The organism is Nonomuraea phyllanthi, from assembly GCF_006334985.2.
In the GTDB taxonomy this organism is placed as follows: Bacteria; Actinomycetota; Actinomycetes; order Streptosporangiales; family Streptosporangiaceae; genus Nonomuraea; species Nonomuraea phyllanthi.
The window spans coordinates 479,812-496,049 of the sequence record NZ_VDLX02000006.1 but is presented as its reverse complement, the minus strand read 5'-3'; the positions used below and the strand labels follow the sequence as shown (position 1 = coordinate 496,049).

Below are 16,238 nucleotides of genomic sequence, written 5' to 3'. Positions count from 1 at the left end.
CAACCTGCTCAAAGGCAACCGCGGCATGGCGACCCGTTACGACAAGCTCGCCGTACGCTACGAAGCCGTCGTCATCATCGCTGCGATCAACCAGTGGCTCAACGCCTTATGAAACACGACCTAGGCCTGGGCGCAGCCGTCGACTACGCCTCGGCACTAGGCATCGGCGCCATACAGGACCGCGTGTGTGCGCTGGCCGAGCGGCTCAGGGAAGACCTGGAACAGGTACCCGGCGTGAAGGTGCACGACCTGGGCAAACGGAAGTGCGGAATCGTCACCTTCACCGTGGCCGGGCGATCCGCCGCCGAGGTCCATCGCCGGCTGACGGACATGGACATCAACACCTCGGTGTCACAACGGGAGTACGCTCAGTTCGATCTTCCCGCTCGTAGCCTCCCTGACCTGGTCCGCGCATCGGTGCACTACTACAACACCGAGGAGGAGCTGCAACGACTCGTCGATGCAGTCGGTGAGATCCGTGACAAGTGAGGAGAGCAGTGATCAACGTGCCGGGCATTTGCCCATGGTCGGCCGCTCGCGCACGCCTTCGGTGGCTTCCACGTGGCCACCGGCGTCGCTCTCTGCTACGTAGCCGCGGCCCTGCTCCTCCTGCGGCCTATCGTCCGTCCGCTCGGATGTGTTCCGCTGGAGGCCGATCCTCACCGGCGCGCGGATCACCATGCGTACAAATGCGGGGCCGATCAGAGACGACTTCACAGCGCATGACTCGTACGAGAGCGATGGCAAGGAGCGCTAAACCGCAGTCGAGTAACGGACGGCGAGCTGGGTACGGCTGGCGCATCCGGTTTCGGCGAGGACTCGGGTCAGGTGCTTCTTGACCGTGTCGATGGTGATGAACAGACGGTCGGCGATCTGGCGATTGGTCATGCCCTGAGCGGCCAGGTCCGCGACGTCCCATTCTCGGGGGGTGAGCCGCCAGTAGGCCCTGGCGGCCCGCTGGTCGCGCTGGCGGTTGAGTTGCTCGGTGGCGAGCGGGGCGAGGTGGCGGCGCAGGTGGCGCAGGACCGCCAGGTCGCGCTCAGGCACGCGCGGCAGGTCCTGGACGGCCACGCCGACGTAGACGACTCCTGCCTGGCCTGCGTCGATCACCATGGCGGCCTTGTCGGTGATCCCATGCCGGCTCAGGAAGCGCGCGACGAACCCCGCGTCGTCGGGGAGGTCGCCAAGGCGTACGACGCCGCTGTCCATCAGCACGCCGAAGCTGTTCTCGTCTCGAAAGGGATCGAGACCGATCCAGCCCGCCTGGTACTCGGTCAGAAAGTCCGGCGAGTACCCGCTAAGGACGCCGCAATCGGACTGAACGGCCTCGGCCAGGGTGTCGCCATGCAGGACGGCCACCCCGTGGAAACCGAACCAGGTCTGGAGCGCCCGTACCAGGCATTCCCGGAACTCCGTCAGGTCGGCGGCATGGTCGATCGCCTCCATGACGCCGAACAGGCGGCGGTAGTCCTCGGTGGCCAATGGTTCGTCGGTGGGCAGCCGCCGGGGCCGGGGCAGTGGGCCGGGGAGTGCGCGAGTCACGCGACAATCTTCCACCTTTGGGCCATACCGCTGCAAAGGAGACCGATGGCAGCCTGGACCCCTGATCTTCGACTGCGAGAAAAGGTTCTGACATGTTCGATGTGACCATCGATGCCGCCGGCGCGACCGACGGTGAGCGCGTGACCTTCCAGAGCGGCGGACAGACGCTTGTCGGTCGGCTGTATCCTGCGGCGTTCTCCCACGGCCCGGCGCCGGCTGTGGCGATCATCGGCCCGATGACCTACGTCAAGGAACAGGCTCCCGTTCAGTACGCGCGGCGGCTGGCGGCCAACGGCTTCACCGCGCTGATCTTCGACCCCCGCTACCGCGGAGAGAGCGGTGGAGAGCCCCGTAATGTGGAGGACCCGTTCGCCAAGGTCGCCGACCTTCGTGCGGCGGCGGCGTTCCTGACCGAACGGCCTGAGGTCGATGCCGCCCGGATCGCCGTGCTCGGCATCTGCATGGGCGGCAACACCGCGATGCACGCGGCCGCCGACGACCCGCTGATCCGCGTGGTGGCCGCGGTGACGCCGCACGTCCGCAACGCCGAGGCCGACGCGCAGTGGCTCGGCGGCCCGGACGCCGTCGCGGCCCGGCTGGCCCGCGGCCGGGAAGCCCTGGCCAAGTACGAGGCAACCGGGGAGGTCCAGTATGTGCCTGCGGTGGACTCGATCAATCTGGAGGTCGGGATGCCCGGCCAGCTCCCCTGGTCGTGGTACCAGCCGCACGCCGACCGCGGAACCTGGGAGAACCGCTACGCCGTGCACAGCGACGCCGCCCTGCTCACCTACGAGAGCCTGAGCGCGGCCGCCCGGCTGACCAAGCCGCTCCTGTTCGTCCACGGCGAGAACTGCGCCCTGCCCGAGCAGGCCAAGCGTCACTTCGCCGTCGTACCCACCCACGACAAGCTGCACCTGCGCCCCGACACCCCGCACCTGGCCTTCTACGACGACCCCACCGTGATCGCCGCGACCACCAACCAGATCACCGACTGGTTCGCCCGCCACCTCGGCTCCACGACCACGGCCTGACCACCCGACGGCCACCTCACGGTACGCCGATGGAGCCCCACCACCCCCGCCGAAGCTCGGGCATCCGTGTGGCAAGGCCGCAGCCTGTGCGAGATCGGCGGTTTGAGGCCACAGTGGCAGGATCCGACGAACACGAAGGCCCGCCAGAGGCACCCGGCGGAGCCACGCTCAAACCAGGCGGCAAGATCGCGAAATCGACCTGAACGACTACTCCGCCATCGTCCGCACCGATCAGACGTCCACAGTGGTCGAACGAGATGGCAACGTCCTGATCGATCGGCACCACCTTGACCTGCTGGCCAGCAAAAGCCGCTGGAAGCGGGCAGCGATGCCTGGGTCCTTTCGGCGTGTACCGCACGATTGACTTCGACCGCACGTACCGCGCAGCTTGACCCGCACTCGCGCGGTGGGCAGCTCTTGGAGCTCCTGATACGTGAACCGGCCGACGTGATCGCGCCGGAGCCGCCCGGGGCCTTCAGCGGAAGGAGCGGCGGTAGGCGGCAGGGGTGGTGTGCAGGGCGGTATGGAAGCGGCGGCGGAGGTTGACCGCTGAGGAGAGGCCGACCCGGGTGGCGATGGTCTCGACGGGCAGGTCGGTCTCCTCCAGCAGAGCGCGGGTGGCGGCCAGGCGGCGCTCCAGCAACCAGCGGGCGGGCGGGACTCCGAGCTGCTCGGCGAACTGGCGGGTGAGGGTGCGGGGGGAGACGCCCGAGTAGTCGGCCATGTCCTGGACGGTGATCTGGTCGGGCAGGCGCGAGAGAAGCCATTCGAGCAAGGACGCCAGGGAGTCCGGCATGGGGCCGGTGGTGGGGAGGGGAGGGTATTGGCGTTGGCAGCCCTCGCGGTGCGGGCCGGCGGCGAGCTGGCGGCCGATGCGCATGGCGTGGGCCGTGCCGTACTCCTGAAGGACCTGGTGGAGGCAGAGGTCGAGGGTGGCGGCCGAGGCTCCGGCGGTGGCGACGTCGCCGTGATCGACGTAGATGACGGTGTCGTCGGGGATGACGCGGGGGTGGCGGGCGGTGAGTTCGCCGGAGAGTTCCCAGTGGACGGAGGCGCGGCGGCCGTCCAGGATGCCCAGGGTGGCGGGGATGAAGATCCCGGCGCAGACCGCGACGATGCGGGCGCCTCGGGTGTGGGCTCGGGAGACCGCGTGGAGTACGGCGGGCGAGGGGGCGAGGGTCCAGCCCGCGATGACCACGGTGTCGGCATCGTCGAGGGCTTCGAGGCCGCTGTCGACGTGGATGGGGACGCCGAGGGTGGTGGGGAGGGAGCCGGGGTGTTCGGCGCAGAGGCTGAAGCTGTAGTGCTGGGGGATGTCGGGGCCGTGGTAGCCGAAGACGGCTGAGGCGGAGGTGACCGGGTAGAGCTCTTGGTTCGGGGCGACCAGCGCGACCACGCGATGCGGGTCGGGAGGCGCGGGGGGCATTTCCCGGCAGTCCAGGGGCATGGCGCAAATGTACCTAATGATGTCATTCAAGACACCGGTGCTCTGATCTGGAAAAATCCAGAATTGGGGCTCATGTGGACGAGGAGCTTCACCCTCTACTTGGGGGCCCGCGCGGTCTCGCTGCTCGGTGACGCGATGATGCCCGTCGCCTCTGCGCTGGCGATCGGGAGATTCTACGGGATCGCGGGTGTGGGTTACGTGCTCGCGCTCTGGACGGCGTCGGCCGTGCTGGTCATGCTGTTCGGCGGGGTGGTCGCCGACCGGATCGGAGCCCGGCGCCTGATGATCGGCGCGGACCTGCTCAGGGTCGGCACCCAGGCGGCCGTGGCGGTCGCCTTCCTGGATGGCGCTCCGCCGTACGCCCTGTTGCTGACGACGGCGTTCCTGTCGGGAATCGGCGCCGGGTTGTTCGAACCGTGCGTCAACGGCATGGTCCCCCTGGTCGCCAAGGATCCGCAGCGGGCCAACGCGACGCTGAAGATCGCCGAGGCGATCACCCAGCTGGCGGGTCCCGCGCTGGCCGGCGTCCTCATCGTCGTCGCCGGGCCGGTCTTCATCTACACGGCGGACGCCGCGACGTTCTTGGTGAGCGCGGTGTGCCTGCTGCTGGTCCGGGTCGTCGTCCCCAGGACGGGGCCCTCCAACGTGCTGAGCGACCTGCGCCGTGGCTGGGAGGAGTTCAAGGCCAGGAGCTGGATGTGGTCGGTGATCCTGGTCTGGGTGTTCTGGGGCGTTCTGGTGATCGGACCGTCCGTGCCGCTTTCGTCGCAGGTCATCGGAGCCGACTACGGCTGGGTGATGGCGGCGCTCGGCCTCGGCACCGTGCTGGGCGGGCTGGTGGCGATCAGGCTCAGGCCGCGCAGGCCGTTGGCGGCCGGTGCGGTGGCGCTGAGCGGGTACGTGGCGGTGCCGTTGACGGTCGCGCTCGGGCCGCCGCTTCCGCTGCTGATGGCCGGGCACCTGCTCGGGGGGTGCGCGTTGGCGTTCTGGTCGGTGATGTGGTCGACCAGCGTGCAGACGCAGGTCGCCCCGGACGTGGTGAACCGGGTCAACGCCTACCAGGTGGCGGGGTCGGTCGCGGGCATGGCAGTCGGGCAGGCGCTGGCCGGTCCGGTCACCGCGCTCGTCGAACCGCGCGCCTTCATGCTGGGGTCGGCCCTGGTGACGGCCGGCGTGGTGGCGGCGCTGCTGTTGATCAGGCCGGTCAGGCGGCTGGGCCGGGAGCCTCAGGAGGCCGCAGACCGGTCGATCTCGCTCCCGGCCGGCTCGCCGACGTAGGTCATCAGCGCCCGCGGGGCGGCGAGGTCGCACCTTCCAGCGCGCTCATGCCGTGCTGTCATGTTCCTGCGGATGCCGGTGGAGTGCGCTGTCCCGATGGGCGGGGCCGCCTGATCAGCCGCCAGGCAGTGAAGCAGGCCAGCGCGAGTCCGGCCAGCGCCACCATGAGCAGATCAGGGATCCGTACGCTCGCCGCCGCCCGCTGCAGGCTCTCCTCCCAGGTCTCCGGGAACGGCGGCCTCAGCTCACGGGCTCCGCTGTTGCCCGGCACTGAAAATGCCGACGAAACGGGCGTCGAAGATGCCAACGACCTGCGACGGCAACACCCCGCCGCGGGGCTGTGCGACGGGGTGTTCATCGGTGAGATGTCGTCATTCGTGGGTAAGGTGCCGGTCAATGGATGCGGGTGTCCGGGCCGTTGATCACGATGGCTTGCCCGTCGCGCAGGGTGCGGTGGGCGATGCCCTGCTTTCGGTAGTGGTCGGCAACGGTGCCGAGAATTTCGGTTTCGGGGTGGCAGGGCGAGTCGATGTGCGGCACCACGGCATAGTCGAGGAGGGCCAAGCCGTTGAAGTCGGCCGGAGCGTCGTAGGTGGCCTCCACCGCGTGTGGATCGTCGCACCGTTCCAGACCGTGCAGGTCAGGGGCGAGGACACACGCACCAGCGCTGTAGCCGGCATAGGTGATGGCGTCTTGCCGCAGCAGTTCGATCAGGGCTTTGTCGGCGCCGCTGCGAGCCAGGGCGTGCCGCAGGACGAACACGTTGCCTCCCCGGACCCAAACCAGTGGGAACCGGCGGAGAGCGGCCCTGACCTGGTCCGGAGTCCGGTCGAAGAAGGCGCGCAGGTCGAGTTCGACCGGCCGCAGACCGAGCGCGGTGAGCGAGTTGATCTCAAGCTCGACCGCGGCTCGACGCTCGAGCTCGGGTTGGGCATCGACGGCGTTAGCGATTATGGCGACCTCGCCCGCGCTGGGGGTGCTCAGCAGGGCCAGCAGTTGCTTGGGGTGGTCGCCGGTGCGCCAGGAGGACAGATACATGCGCATCGATGAACCCTAAATCCCCGCTGGCCGGCCGGTCAGTCGACCACCTCGCTCGCCGCTGGGCGGGCCGCGGCCTCGTCGACGAGGTTCTTGCCCGAGGAGAATGCGGCGACCAGGGCTTGCAGGGAGAGGACCGAACTCGACGCGACCTCCGATCCATCCGGAACAGCGCCAGTACATCTTGGCCGTCATTGAACATGCCACCAGGCGTGCCCATGTGCTGCCCGCTGTGGAACGAACACCACCTGCGGCACGCCCCACGCGAGTACGAACGGTTCTACAACCAGCATCGGGCCCATCAAGCCCTGGACCAAGCAGCGCCGCTTCGTCCCGCCCCGACCCGATCACGGACCCCGAGTGAATCATCGACCTGCACATACGCCGACGAGACCGGCTCGGCGGCGTCCTCCACGAATACTCACATGCCGCTTGACCGGCATGGATGAAATTTCGGCAAGCGCAGAGCTGAGCTGGGCGTCGCTTGACGGCGACGAAGCGGGATCTACAGGAGAGGGCTTCGTCTGGGCCGCCTTGGCGTGTGCCGGGGTCGGCTTGTCCGGCCTCGCGATGAGATCTTCCGCCAGTACGGGGGTGAGCCTGGCCGGGAGCCTCGGCAAACGGTCGCGTCCGGTGGCGTCAATTTCCTCCTCACTCCAGTCCGATCGCTGAAAGTAACCGATAGGTTACCTAGGTGATTATCCGGGTGGTGGGTACGGTGCAGCGGTGGCTGCTCCCGTTGATGATGGTCTGTTACCTGCTGGCTGCGGTGATGCCCCGGCCGGGTGAGGTCCTGCGGATCGTGTCGCTGCGCCTGCCTGGATCGGGTGGTTCCGTGACGATGCCCATGGTTTTGCTGGCTGTGATGTTGTTGACCGCAGGCTTGGGGGTGCGGGCGCGGGATCTGTGCGCTGTGGTCGGCAGACCCCTGCGGCTGGCGTCGGGCGTGGCGGTGAACGCGCTCCTGCCGGTGGTGCTGTTGCCGGTCGCCTCGATGTGCCTGCGGGCCTGGCCCGACGCTGCGGAGGTGGAGTGCCTGGCGGTCGGATTGCTGCTGGTGCTGGCGATGCCGATCGCCGGCGGAGCAGCGTCCTGGGGACAGAACGCGGGCGGCAACGTTCCCTTGGTGGTCGCCATGGTCGTGGGTTCGACGCTGCTCAGTCCTGTCACGGTCCCGTGGGGGCTGGCCGTGGCCGCCGCCCTGGTCGGTCCGGCGGGCGTCGGCAGCCTGGATGACACGGCACGGCTCGACGGGCTGGCCGGGACGGCGGGCGCGGGCGCGTTCACCCTGGCTCTGATCGTGCTGCCGTGCCTGGCCGGGATCATCGCGCGGGCCATGCTCGGGGAGCGCCGAGCAGCACGCATCGCCCCGGTCATCAAGCTGGTCAACATCGTGAACATCCTGCTGCTCTGCTACATCAACGCTTCCGGCGCGCTCGGGCAGGCGCTGTCACACCCCGACCCTGATTTCCTGGTCCTGGCCACCAGCGTGGCCGGCGCGGCCTGCTGCCTGTCCTTCCTCGTCGGCAGGTGGATATCCCGATGGACCCGATGCGACACTCCGGACGGGATCTCGCTCACCTTCGCCACCGGCATGAACAACACCAGCGCGGCGGCGGTCCTGGCCGCAAGCTGGTTCGCGCACCGCCCGCAGGTCCTCCTGCCGATTCTGGCCTACAGCCTGCTGCAGAAGCTCGCCGCCAACATGTTCGGAACCCGCCCACCCGCCCCACCCGCGGCGCTGTCATGAATTCTCCAGCACCGTCTCGCTGACGCCCATCCCCCACCTACGCCCGGTGCGCGGCTTGATCCTTGAACTTCGACCAGCCCGCCCGACGCGCCGGCCTGTTCAACCGGTCCAGATCACTCTTGCCGCCAGGCCCGACCACCAGCAACGCCGCGAGGCAGGCGCGGTCCTAGCGACAGGCGATGAAGTGGGCTGCCCCCTGCCGGCCTGCATCCCGTTCGCCGTGGCCCTCTCCTCCGCCGTCAGCCGCCCTGCCGGTGCCTTTTCGCAGGGTAGGCGCTGGAGCTTGCGGACGCTCTCAGTCACGGCCGGAAGATGCCTTGGGGGCCGCCTTGAGCTTCGTGCCGACGCCGCCGAACAAGGCGAGACCGCTGATGACGATCCGTGGCGCCCCCCGCTCCTTGCGGACCGCGCTCCTGTCAAATGCGCCGAACAAACCGAAGCCTTTGATCTCGACCTCCACGTCGTCGGGCACGATGACCTCCGTGTACCCCCACAGGGCGAAGGCGCGCACCCGGATCTCCTGGCTCGCGAAGCGGGCATCGCGCAGGTCGATCTCACCGCCGCCGAACATCGACAACGACGTGAAAGCGCGCGGGGCGACCCAGCGGCCCCTGCGGCTGAACCAGCCGAACACACTCATCGCGAAATGGGAGCTGGGCTCGTCCCGTACCACGAGCAGGTCCGCGCGGGTCGGCTCGGGGAGGCCGCGACCAGCGTACGCGAGCTCGCCCTGAGTCTTGGCCTCGTAGAGCTCGGTCAGCCTCTGATCTAGCTCGCCCAGCTCGATCCGGCCCGCGGCGGCGGCCTCCTGGAGCCGCTGGGCCACCCGGTCGCGATCCTCGTCGGAGGGGCGCACCTGCCGGCCCGGGGTGAGGTCGGGATGCTCATCCATGCGTCCATTCCTGTCTGTGCAATCAGCGTGACCGCACCATCCTATTCTCCAATTGGAGAACAAGTCAGTCGGCAGCCTCCCAACCGGACTCCTCCACCATGTGAGCGCCCAGCATCCGCGCGAGCTGGACACGAAACTCCGCTTCGTGTGCCGGGTCATCGGGATCATGGCCCATGCCCGCCAGCCACGACCGGCCGCCGATGGCGAACCCGTAGGCGGCCGACAGCCCCATCAGCACCATCGCCTCGATGCGCGCCCGGCTCGGAACGGACCGCCCCGCGAGCGCGGCTCGGATCCCGGCCTCCATCGTGTCGATCAGCCCCGCCAACTCCGGCCGCGCGGCACCCCGATAGTCGGCATGCATCTCAGCCCAGACGAACAGGCGCAGATAGCGCTCGTCCGCCAGAATGCCGAACAACACGTCCATGATCCCCGCCGCGAGTGGCACGCCGCCCTCCGCGCTGATGCGATCACGCACCCGCGCCTCGATGCGATCGTTCTCGACCCGCAGTACCTCCCTGACCAGAGCGGCATACGTACCGAAATAGTGAGACACGAGCCCATGAGCGACACCGGCAGCCTCGGCAATCTGCCTCAGGCTGACATTGTCCGGACCTCGTTCCCTGATCAGCACGGCTGCTGCCGCCAGCAGCTCGGCGCGTGATTCCTCGGGGCTACGCCTGCGCCTGGGTGCCATGAACGCCAGTCTATTGTCCACTGGACAACAGACTGGGGCTCGTTGCGACGCTGATGTCGAAGCGCGATCTCTGGACGCCGCCCGCGAGGACCTGCTCGCCTTCGCCGCCTTCCCCCGTGAGACCTGGAGGCAGATCTGGTCGAACTGTGAGGATCGTCTTGTGCCGCCCGGACAAGGTCCTGGCCCGTGGTCTAACTGGCCTTGCTGCCTTTGGGTTGATCTGCCGGTCCTTGCTCCGGTTGGTGCTTGCTGGCGTCGGACCGGCAGACGTGTCTCGATAGGGGCCTTGCCGCTACAAGGCACCGTCACAGTTCTGACCGTCACGCCGGCCCGACGACGGCCATCCCCTCACAGGTCGTTCGAGGAGCCGGATGACCATCGTCAGCATGCCCGAGCCCGACTTCGGCCACCAGGTGGAGGACATCAATGCCTCCGTCGAGGCCACCGGAACTCGATCCGGTGGCCTCGCGGGTCCGCCTTGACCTTGACCCAAGGTCAAGGCGGATGCTGACCGCATGACGCATTCACACGCTTCCTCATGGTCCGGCATGGTGGCCGTCGACGACACGGCCCTGGCGGTCACCGATACCCGCGGCCCCGGCCAAGCCCTCGTGTATCTCAACGGCTCCTATGCGAGCCAGCGCTCCTGGCGGCGGGTGATCGCCGAACTCGGCCCCCGGTGGCGACACCTCACCTACGACGAGCGCGCCCGCGGCAAGTCGAAGCGGTCGGCCGACTACTCCTTCGAGGGCTGTCTGCGCGACGTCGACGCGGTCATCGAGGCGACCGGGGTGGAGCGGCCGCTGCTGGTCGGCTGGTCCTATGGTGCGGCGCTGGCGGTGCACTGGGCCGATCGCAACCCCGACCGGATCGCCGGTGTGGTCTCGGTCGACGGCGCGGTCCCCTGGGGGCTGACCGGAGAGGAGAACCGGGAGCGGATCCGGCGCGCGTTTCGCAACATGCGACTGGGGCTGCCGCTCGCGCGCCCCTTCGGCCTGGCCGCCTCGATGAGTGCCGCTCAGCACGCCCAGGTCAACATCGAGATCAACGAGGTCTGCGCAGCCCTCGAACCCGTCCTGGACCGGCTGTCCTGCCCGGTGCGATACATCCTGGCCTCCGGAGCCAACCTCGGCGGCGGCGCGGAGGAGATGGAGCAGATGCGCGCCTCTCTCGATCCGGTGCTCCACCGCAACCCCAACCTGCGGGTCAGCACCAAAGTCGAGAGCAACCACACCCAGATCCTGCGCAAGGACTTCCGAGCGATCGCCGCCGCGGTGCGCGAGACAGCCGCCGCGCAGGCGCGAAAGGATCACTGAGCCCATGGCCGCAGGGGTGACCATCGGCCAGGCGGCCGCGTTCGCCGGCATCACGATCAAAACGGTGCGGCACTACCACAAGCTCGGGCTGGTGGAGGAGCCCGCGCGCGACAGCTCGGGGTACCGACGCTACGGCTCGGCCGAGCTGTTGAGACTGGTGCAGGTCAAAACGCTCGCCGGTGCCGGGGTGCCGCTGGCCGACATCGGCCCGCTGCTGGACTGCGACGCCGCGCTGTTCGCTGCGGCGCTCGCCGACGTCGAGCAGCACCTCACCGCCCGGATCGCCGCGTTGGCCGCGCAGAGGGACATGCTCAACCGGCTCACCAGCGGCGACCGGACCTTGCTGCCCGACCGCGCCGTGGCGATGCTGGAGGCAATGCCGGCCCTCGGCTTCACCCCGGAGGACGTACGCACCGCCCGGGAATCCTTCGTCCTGGCCAAGGCCCTGGTCCCCGAAAGCTTCGAGGACTACCTCGCCGACATCGAACACGCGCTGCGCAACCCCCGCTTCGTGGAGCTGACCAAGCGCAGCGCCGAAGTCATCGGCTGGGCACCGGATGATCCCCGCGTTGTGGAGCTGGCCACCGACATGGCCGAGCACTACCTCGCCCACCCCGACCACCTCAGGATCGTGACCGGTCTGCAAGCCCATACCGAGACCGCGACCCGCTACCGGTTGATCGCCCACCACGGCGAAGAACGCGACTCCGCCGCGGCCCGCCTGGCCTCGCTCGTCGAAGCGAGGCTCCGCGCCGGCGGTATCGACATCCCCCGACCGGATCGAGGCTGAGACCGACAGGAGCCGTTGGCAGAGAGCCCGTTCCCCAGGCCGCCGCAGCCCGGGGAACGGGCTGAGGAGGGGATCGGTCCAGCCGCAGAGCGCGCTCGCCGTGACCCATGCCGGCTCAGCCGCGATCCTGGCAGCTTCGGCACGCCAGGCGGCGGCAACCTGGGGATCGCCGTTGAGGAAGGGCAGCGGCAGGGAGTCGAGGTCGATGTGCTCGGCCCCGAGTCGTGCACCGGCCCGCTCGGCGAGCGTCGTCTTGCCGGCGCCGGCCATGCCCATGATGTGCACGTGCTTCGGCGTACTGCCGACATCCAACCCGGCCGCCTCCTGGCGATCATCGTGCCAGAGCCGGATCGAACCGCTCCCCCGATCAACGGTGTTGAACAGCCTCTGATCCTGGGTGGGGCCTGTGGGTGGCGGAGAAGATCAGGCGCGGTAGTGGCGGGAGGCGGTGTCGGCGCTGACGCCGAGGATCACGGAGATCTCGGGAGGGGGCCCGACACGGCCGGGATATCCTCCCCCGCGTGACTCGAGCAGCCGACGAACCATCCACCAGGAAACGCCCGGACCGGGCCATGGCTTCGGTCGTGGCCCTGTTCTTGGCGTCGTGTGCGGTGGCCGCGTGCGGCACGCAGGAGGGGAGCAGGACAGGCGGGGACACGCACCGGCCATCCGGCACCACTCCCACCAGCCCCGCCGCCTCAGCGGCGGCGAGCGGCGCGGGCACCCCGACCCCGACCGGTTCCATAAGACCGTCGGCCACCGCGGCCGACGGTCCGCTCACCCTTGCCGAGCTTGCCCAGCATCCCTGCCGCGCGATCGACGACGAGGACGCCCGCAAGAGCAAGCTCTGGATCTTCGTCGACGGGACGCAACCGAACTACGACACCAAGTCCTGCCAGTGGGGCGCGAGGGGCGGGCTGGTGACCTTCACCCCGTACACGTCGACGGATCAGACGAAGGCCGAGAAGTTCAAGCACCTCACGCGGAAGAACATCAGCGGTCACCAGGCGCTGCTGGGCAGCAGCACAGATCACGGCAGAGAGACATACGTCCTGTTCGTCTCCGTCGGAAGAAAGCAGTCCTTCAGGCTCATGGTCCTCCCCTGGGGCGAGGACGTCCCAGGGCCGGACGCCCCGACTCTGGCCACCAACTTCGCGAAAGCGATCCTGTCCCACCTCCGATGAGCCTTGTTCGTGATTGCCTGTTCGGGCATTGCGCCGCTGGATGAGGTTCCTCCTCCGCGAGCTCCGTCGGACCGCGCAGCGGCCGAACGCATCCACGCCATCGTCACCGCCAACCCCCCGGAGCTGATGTACCGGGCAGCCGGCCTACGCCAGAAAAGGGAAGGTCGTGTGCTTCTTCCGGAGCGGGCACGTGGACAAAGGGCCGTACTCGACCTTCGGCTTCACCACCGAGGCGAACCTCGCCGATGACAGCGGCCTGTGGCCCACGTCATTCGCTGTGTCCGGCCTGAGCGACGAAGCCACCAAGACGATCAACGCTCTCGTCAAGAAGGCCGTGAACTGACGCACCCGGCTCACAGCAATTGCTCGGGCAGGGCGGCGGCTGCGTGGCTCCGGGCCAATTCGGCCGCGCGGGCGGGAAACGAGTCCAGGACGACGAGCCGAGTGACCGCCGGCAGCGCTTGCGGCCCGAGCAGGCTTCTGGCCCAGCGCGGCCAGGGCCCTGGGTGCCGCGGAGGTCAGCGGGCCGCAGCGGTGGCCGCGCACGTCGATGACCAGGGCGGGGAGGCCGTCTCTACCTGAGCGCGTCGACCGGTTCCATTCTGGCCGCCCGCAACGCGGGATACAGCCCGGCCAGCAGCCCCACCACGGCCCCCGCGATCGGCGCGGCGATCGCCAGCCGCACGTCGAGGAGCGGCGTCCACTGCTTGGCGGCCGAGACGGCGACCACGGTGACCACGCCCACGCCGGCGCCGATCACGCCTCCGGTGAGCCCGATCAGCGTCGACTCCAGCAGGAACTGGGCGGCGATGTGCCGCCTGGCCGCGCCGAGCGAGCGGCGCAGGCCGATCTCGGGCACGCGTTCCATGACGGTGACGAGGGTGACGTTCGCGATGCCGACGGCGCCGACGACCAGCGAGACCAGGCCGAGGATCAGGAAGAGCGCGTTGACGTCGTCCTGTGCCTTGTCCCTCGCCCTGGTGGGGCTGGGCGGGGCCACCACCTGGAGCATGTCGCCGTTCCCCGGGCTGAGCGCGGCAGGCGCCTGGCGGGCGATCAGGTCGGCGGCTCCCAGACTGGTGTTGACCAGCACCCGGGTGACGTCGCGCAGCCCGAACCGCCGCCCCACGGTGGGCGGCACGATCACGGCGGTGCTCAGGTTCCGCTCGCGTCGCAGGTCGCCGATGATGCCGATGACCGTGTACGCGTGCTTGCCGATGAAGATCGCCGGCGACCGGTCGAGCCGGGTGATGCCGAGCTGCTGGGCCGCCCGGTCGCCGATCACCGCCACCCGGTCACCTCGCCGGATGTGCCCCGTGTCGTAGAACCTGCCCTGCACCATCCGGCCGCGCGCCGCCTCCGGCAACCCGACCGTCGCGGTCAGGACCGTCATGGACTGCGTGGTGACCCTGGTGGGGTCCACGATGTCGTTGGAGCGCACGGACAGGTTGGTGCTGTCCTTGCTCTCGGCCACAGCGGCGGCCGACTCCACGCCGCGCAGCCTGGTCACCCGGTCGACCGCGTCCCACTCCACCAGCGGTGTGTGCTCCGACTCGGGCACCTCCACGGTGATGGCCGTGGCGACCAGCTCGTCGAAGCGGCCGACGATCTGGTTGCCCGCGGTCGCGGCCACGCCGACCGTGACGACGAGCGTGGTGATGCCGAGCACGGTGCCGAGCGTGGTGAGGGCCGAGCGCACCGGCTTGGCGAGCATGCCGGCGAGCGCCTCGCCGATCAGGTCGTGTACGTGCATCAGTCCTCCTCCACCAGCGCACCGTCGGTGATGCGCACCCGCCGCTCGGCCCGCGCGCCGACCTCCTGCTCGTGCGTGATGACCACGATCGTCAGCCCCTGCCCGCGCAGCTCGTCGAACAGGTCGAGCACCGCCTCGGTGTTGCGGCTGTCGAGGTTGCCGGTGGGCTCGTCACACAGCAGCAGGGACGGCTCGCCCATGAGCGCCCGGGCGATGGCCGCCCGCTGGCGCTCGCCGCCGGACAGCAGGTCGGGCCGGAAGCCGACCCGGTGGCCGAGGCCGACCCGCTCCAGGGCGGCCAGCGCCCGCTCCCGCCTGCCGCCGCGCCGCTGCCCGCGGTAGATCTCGGCGAGCATGACGTTCTCCACGACGGATCGGTGGGACAGCAGGTGGAACGACTGGAAGACGAAGCCGATCCGGTTGCCACGCAGCCGGGTCCTGGCGCCGTCCCGCAGGGCCGTGGTCTCCGCGCCGTCCAGCCGGTAGCTGCCCGAGCTGGGCCGGTCGAGCAGGCCGAGCACGTTGAGCAGGGTCGACTTGCCGGAGCCCGATGGGCCGGCGATGGCCAGGTAGTCGCCCCTGTCCACCCGGAGCGTGACGCGGTCGAGGGCGCGGACCGGCGGCTGGGCGGGGAACTCCCTGCACACCTCCGTCAGCTCGATGACCGGCGCACTCGGCTCAGCCACCGCTGACCAATACCCGGTCGCCCTCCTTGAGCGCGCCGGTGACCTCGACGTTCCCGTCCGCGGCCAGGCCCGTGCGGACCTCGACGTCCCTGGTCCTATCGGGGGCGTGCTCGACGCGTACGCGGGCCCTGCCGTCCGCCGACGTGATCACCGCGGCCACCGGCACCACCAGCACCGGCTCCTCGGTCGCCCCCACGGTCACCCGCGCCGTCACCGCGGTCCCCGTCCTCAGCCCCTTCGTCGCGGCGGGCGTGAGCAGGATCGCCTGCCCGCCGTCAGCGGGCTCCTCGGCGTCCGGCACCCTGGCCTTCTCGCCGATCGCGGTGAGCGTCGCCCGGTACCTCCGGCCCGTGTCCAGCTCGATGCTCGCCTCCATGCCCTCACGCAGCAGGTCCGCCTCCGCCGCCTCGACGGACGCGGTCACCATGAACGACGAGCTGGTCACGGTGGCGATCTCGTCCTCGATCCGCTGCCCGGCCTTCACCGACACCTTCTGCACCCGGGCGGGCAGCTTCGGCAGGAACACCACCTCGCCGGGCGGGACGGAGGTGCCGTACGTGCGCGCGTACTCGCTCAGCATCGACCTGGCCGCGGCCACGTCCTTCGTGGCGTTGGACACCTTGAGCCTGGCAGGCGAGAGCTGCCTGGCCTGGCGCAGCGCCTGCTCGGCCGTCACCAGCGTCTCCTTGGCGGTGCGCACGGCCTTGCGCAGCTCCTCGAGCCTTTCCGTCCTGGCCCGCCGCACCTCCTCCAGGATCCGGCCGCGCGCCTCGTGGGCCGCGGCGAGGTCGGCCCTGGCGTTCGCGACCCTCATCCGCAACAGGCTCGTGTCCG

The 16,238-nt window shown here is 69.4% G+C and carries 16 protein-coding genes and 1 pseudogene; 9 read left to right on the top strand and 8 right to left on the bottom strand.

The features are described from left to right. Positions 1–108: 108 nt before the first annotated feature. Positions 109–489 carry an aminotransferase class V-fold PLP-dependent enzyme gene (locus tag FH608_RS19350; RefSeq protein ID WP_193318514.1) on the top strand — a complete coding sequence of 127 codons (381 nt, stop codon included), beginning with the start codon at positions 109–111 and terminating at the stop codon, positions 487–489. Between the two features lie 264 nt (positions 490–753). Here FH608_RS19350 and FH608_RS19345 read toward each other — a convergent pair whose 3' ends face one another. Continuing rightward, complete coding sequence (locus FH608_RS19345) at positions 754–1,482, bottom strand: helix-turn-helix transcriptional regulator (protein ID WP_226899689.1); 729 nt, start codon at positions 1,480–1,482, stop codon at positions 754–756. 152 nt (positions 1,483–1,634) lie between these two features. Here FH608_RS19345 and FH608_RS19340 point away from each other — a divergent pair, with 152 nt between their 5' ends. Then, positions 1,635–2,573: an alpha/beta hydrolase gene (locus tag FH608_RS19340; protein ID WP_139631917.1), complete on the top strand. Its 939-nt coding sequence runs from the start codon at positions 1,635–1,637 to the stop codon at positions 2,571–2,573. Positions 2,574–3,048: 475 nt separating this feature from the next. On the opposite strand, the gene FH608_RS19335 is transcribed toward FH608_RS19340, so the two are convergent. Continuing rightward, the gene (locus tag FH608_RS19335) at positions 3,049–4,020 is read right to left on the bottom strand and encodes a GlxA family transcriptional regulator (RefSeq protein WP_139631916.1); all 972 of its coding nucleotides are present in this window, start codon (positions 4,018–4,020) and stop codon (positions 3,049–3,051) included. Between the two features lie 72 nt (positions 4,021–4,092). Here FH608_RS19335 and FH608_RS19330 point away from each other — a divergent pair, with 72 nt between their 5' ends. Beyond that, a complete protein-coding gene (locus FH608_RS19330) occupies positions 4,093–5,298 on the top strand; it encodes an MFS transporter (RefSeq protein WP_139631915.1) in 1,206 nt (401 codons plus the stop codon). A 393-nt stretch (positions 5,299–5,691) separates the two neighbouring features. Here FH608_RS19330 and FH608_RS19325 read toward each other — a convergent pair whose 3' ends face one another. Further along, positions 5,692–6,342 carry a Type 1 glutamine amidotransferase-like domain-containing protein gene (locus FH608_RS19325; RefSeq protein WP_139631914.1) on the bottom strand — a complete coding sequence of 217 codons (651 nt, stop codon included), beginning with the start codon at positions 6,340–6,342 and terminating at the stop codon, positions 5,692–5,694. Positions 6,343–7,030: 688 nt separating this feature from the next. On the opposite strand from FH608_RS19325, the gene FH608_RS19310 reads away from it, so the two are divergent. Beyond that, on the top strand, positions 7,031–8,086 hold the full coding sequence (locus tag FH608_RS19310) for a bile acid:sodium symporter family protein (protein ID WP_317135569.1): 1,056 nt from the start codon (positions 7,031–7,033) through the stop codon (positions 8,084–8,086). A gap of 295 nt (positions 8,087–8,381) precedes the next feature. On the opposite strand, the gene FH608_RS19305 is transcribed toward FH608_RS19310, so the two are convergent. After that, positions 8,382–8,978, bottom strand: coding sequence for a DUF1707 SHOCT-like domain-containing protein (locus FH608_RS19305; protein WP_139631912.1), 597 nt, complete (start codon positions 8,976–8,978; stop codon positions 8,382–8,384). A gap of 64 nt (positions 8,979–9,042) precedes the next feature. Continuing rightward, positions 9,043–9,675 carry a TetR/AcrR family transcriptional regulator gene (locus FH608_RS19300; protein WP_226899688.1) on the bottom strand — a complete coding sequence of 211 codons (633 nt, stop codon included), beginning with the start codon at positions 9,673–9,675 and terminating at the stop codon, positions 9,043–9,045. Between the two features lie 61 nt (positions 9,676–9,736). Here FH608_RS19300 and FH608_RS54410 point away from each other — a divergent pair. From FH608_RS54410 to FH608_RS52805, 5 genes and pseudogenes are all read left to right on the top strand, one after another. Next, positions 9,737–9,820: pseudogene (locus tag FH608_RS54410) on the top strand (transposase); the annotation flags it as partial. 403 nt (positions 9,821–10,223) lie between these two features. Next, entirely contained in the window at positions 10,224–10,991 is a 768-nt protein-coding gene (locus FH608_RS19290; RefSeq protein WP_226899687.1) for an alpha/beta fold hydrolase, read from the top strand. A 4-nt stretch (positions 10,992–10,995) separates the two neighbouring features. Next, complete coding sequence (locus FH608_RS19285; RefSeq protein WP_139631909.1) at positions 10,996–11,781, top strand: MerR family transcriptional regulator; 786 nt, start codon at positions 10,996–10,998, stop codon at positions 11,779–11,781. Between the two features lie 521 nt (positions 11,782–12,302). Further along, positions 12,303–12,965 (top strand): DUF3558 family protein, encoded by a 663-nt coding sequence (locus FH608_RS19280; protein ID WP_139631908.1) that lies wholly within the window; start codon positions 12,303–12,305, stop codon positions 12,963–12,965. Between the two features lie 190 nt (positions 12,966–13,155). Beyond that, positions 13,156–13,308 carry a hypothetical protein gene (locus FH608_RS52805; RefSeq protein WP_226899686.1) on the top strand — a complete coding sequence of 51 codons (153 nt, stop codon included), beginning with the start codon at positions 13,156–13,158 and terminating at the stop codon, positions 13,306–13,308. A gap of 231 nt (positions 13,309–13,539) precedes the next feature. Here FH608_RS52805 and FH608_RS19270 read toward each other — a convergent pair whose 3' ends face one another. From FH608_RS19270 to FH608_RS51555, 3 genes are read right to left on the bottom strand one after another with little or no spacing between them, the layout of a single operon-like run. After that, complete coding sequence (locus FH608_RS19270) at positions 13,540–14,718, bottom strand: ABC transporter permease (protein ID WP_139631907.1); 1,179 nt, start codon at positions 14,716–14,718, stop codon at positions 13,540–13,542. After that, entirely contained in the window at positions 14,718–15,404 is a 687-nt protein-coding gene (locus FH608_RS19265) for an ABC transporter ATP-binding protein (RefSeq protein WP_139631906.1), read from the bottom strand. Before FH608_RS19265 ends, FH608_RS19270 begins: the two co-directional genes overlap by 1 nt. Then, the gene (locus FH608_RS51555) at positions 15,397–16,218 is read right to left on the bottom strand and encodes an efflux RND transporter periplasmic adaptor subunit (protein WP_193318506.1); all 822 of its coding nucleotides are present in this window, start codon (positions 16,216–16,218) and stop codon (positions 15,397–15,399) included. The genes FH608_RS19265 and FH608_RS51555 overlap by 8 nt, the downstream gene beginning before the upstream one ends. Positions 16,219–16,238: the final 20 nt, after the last annotated feature.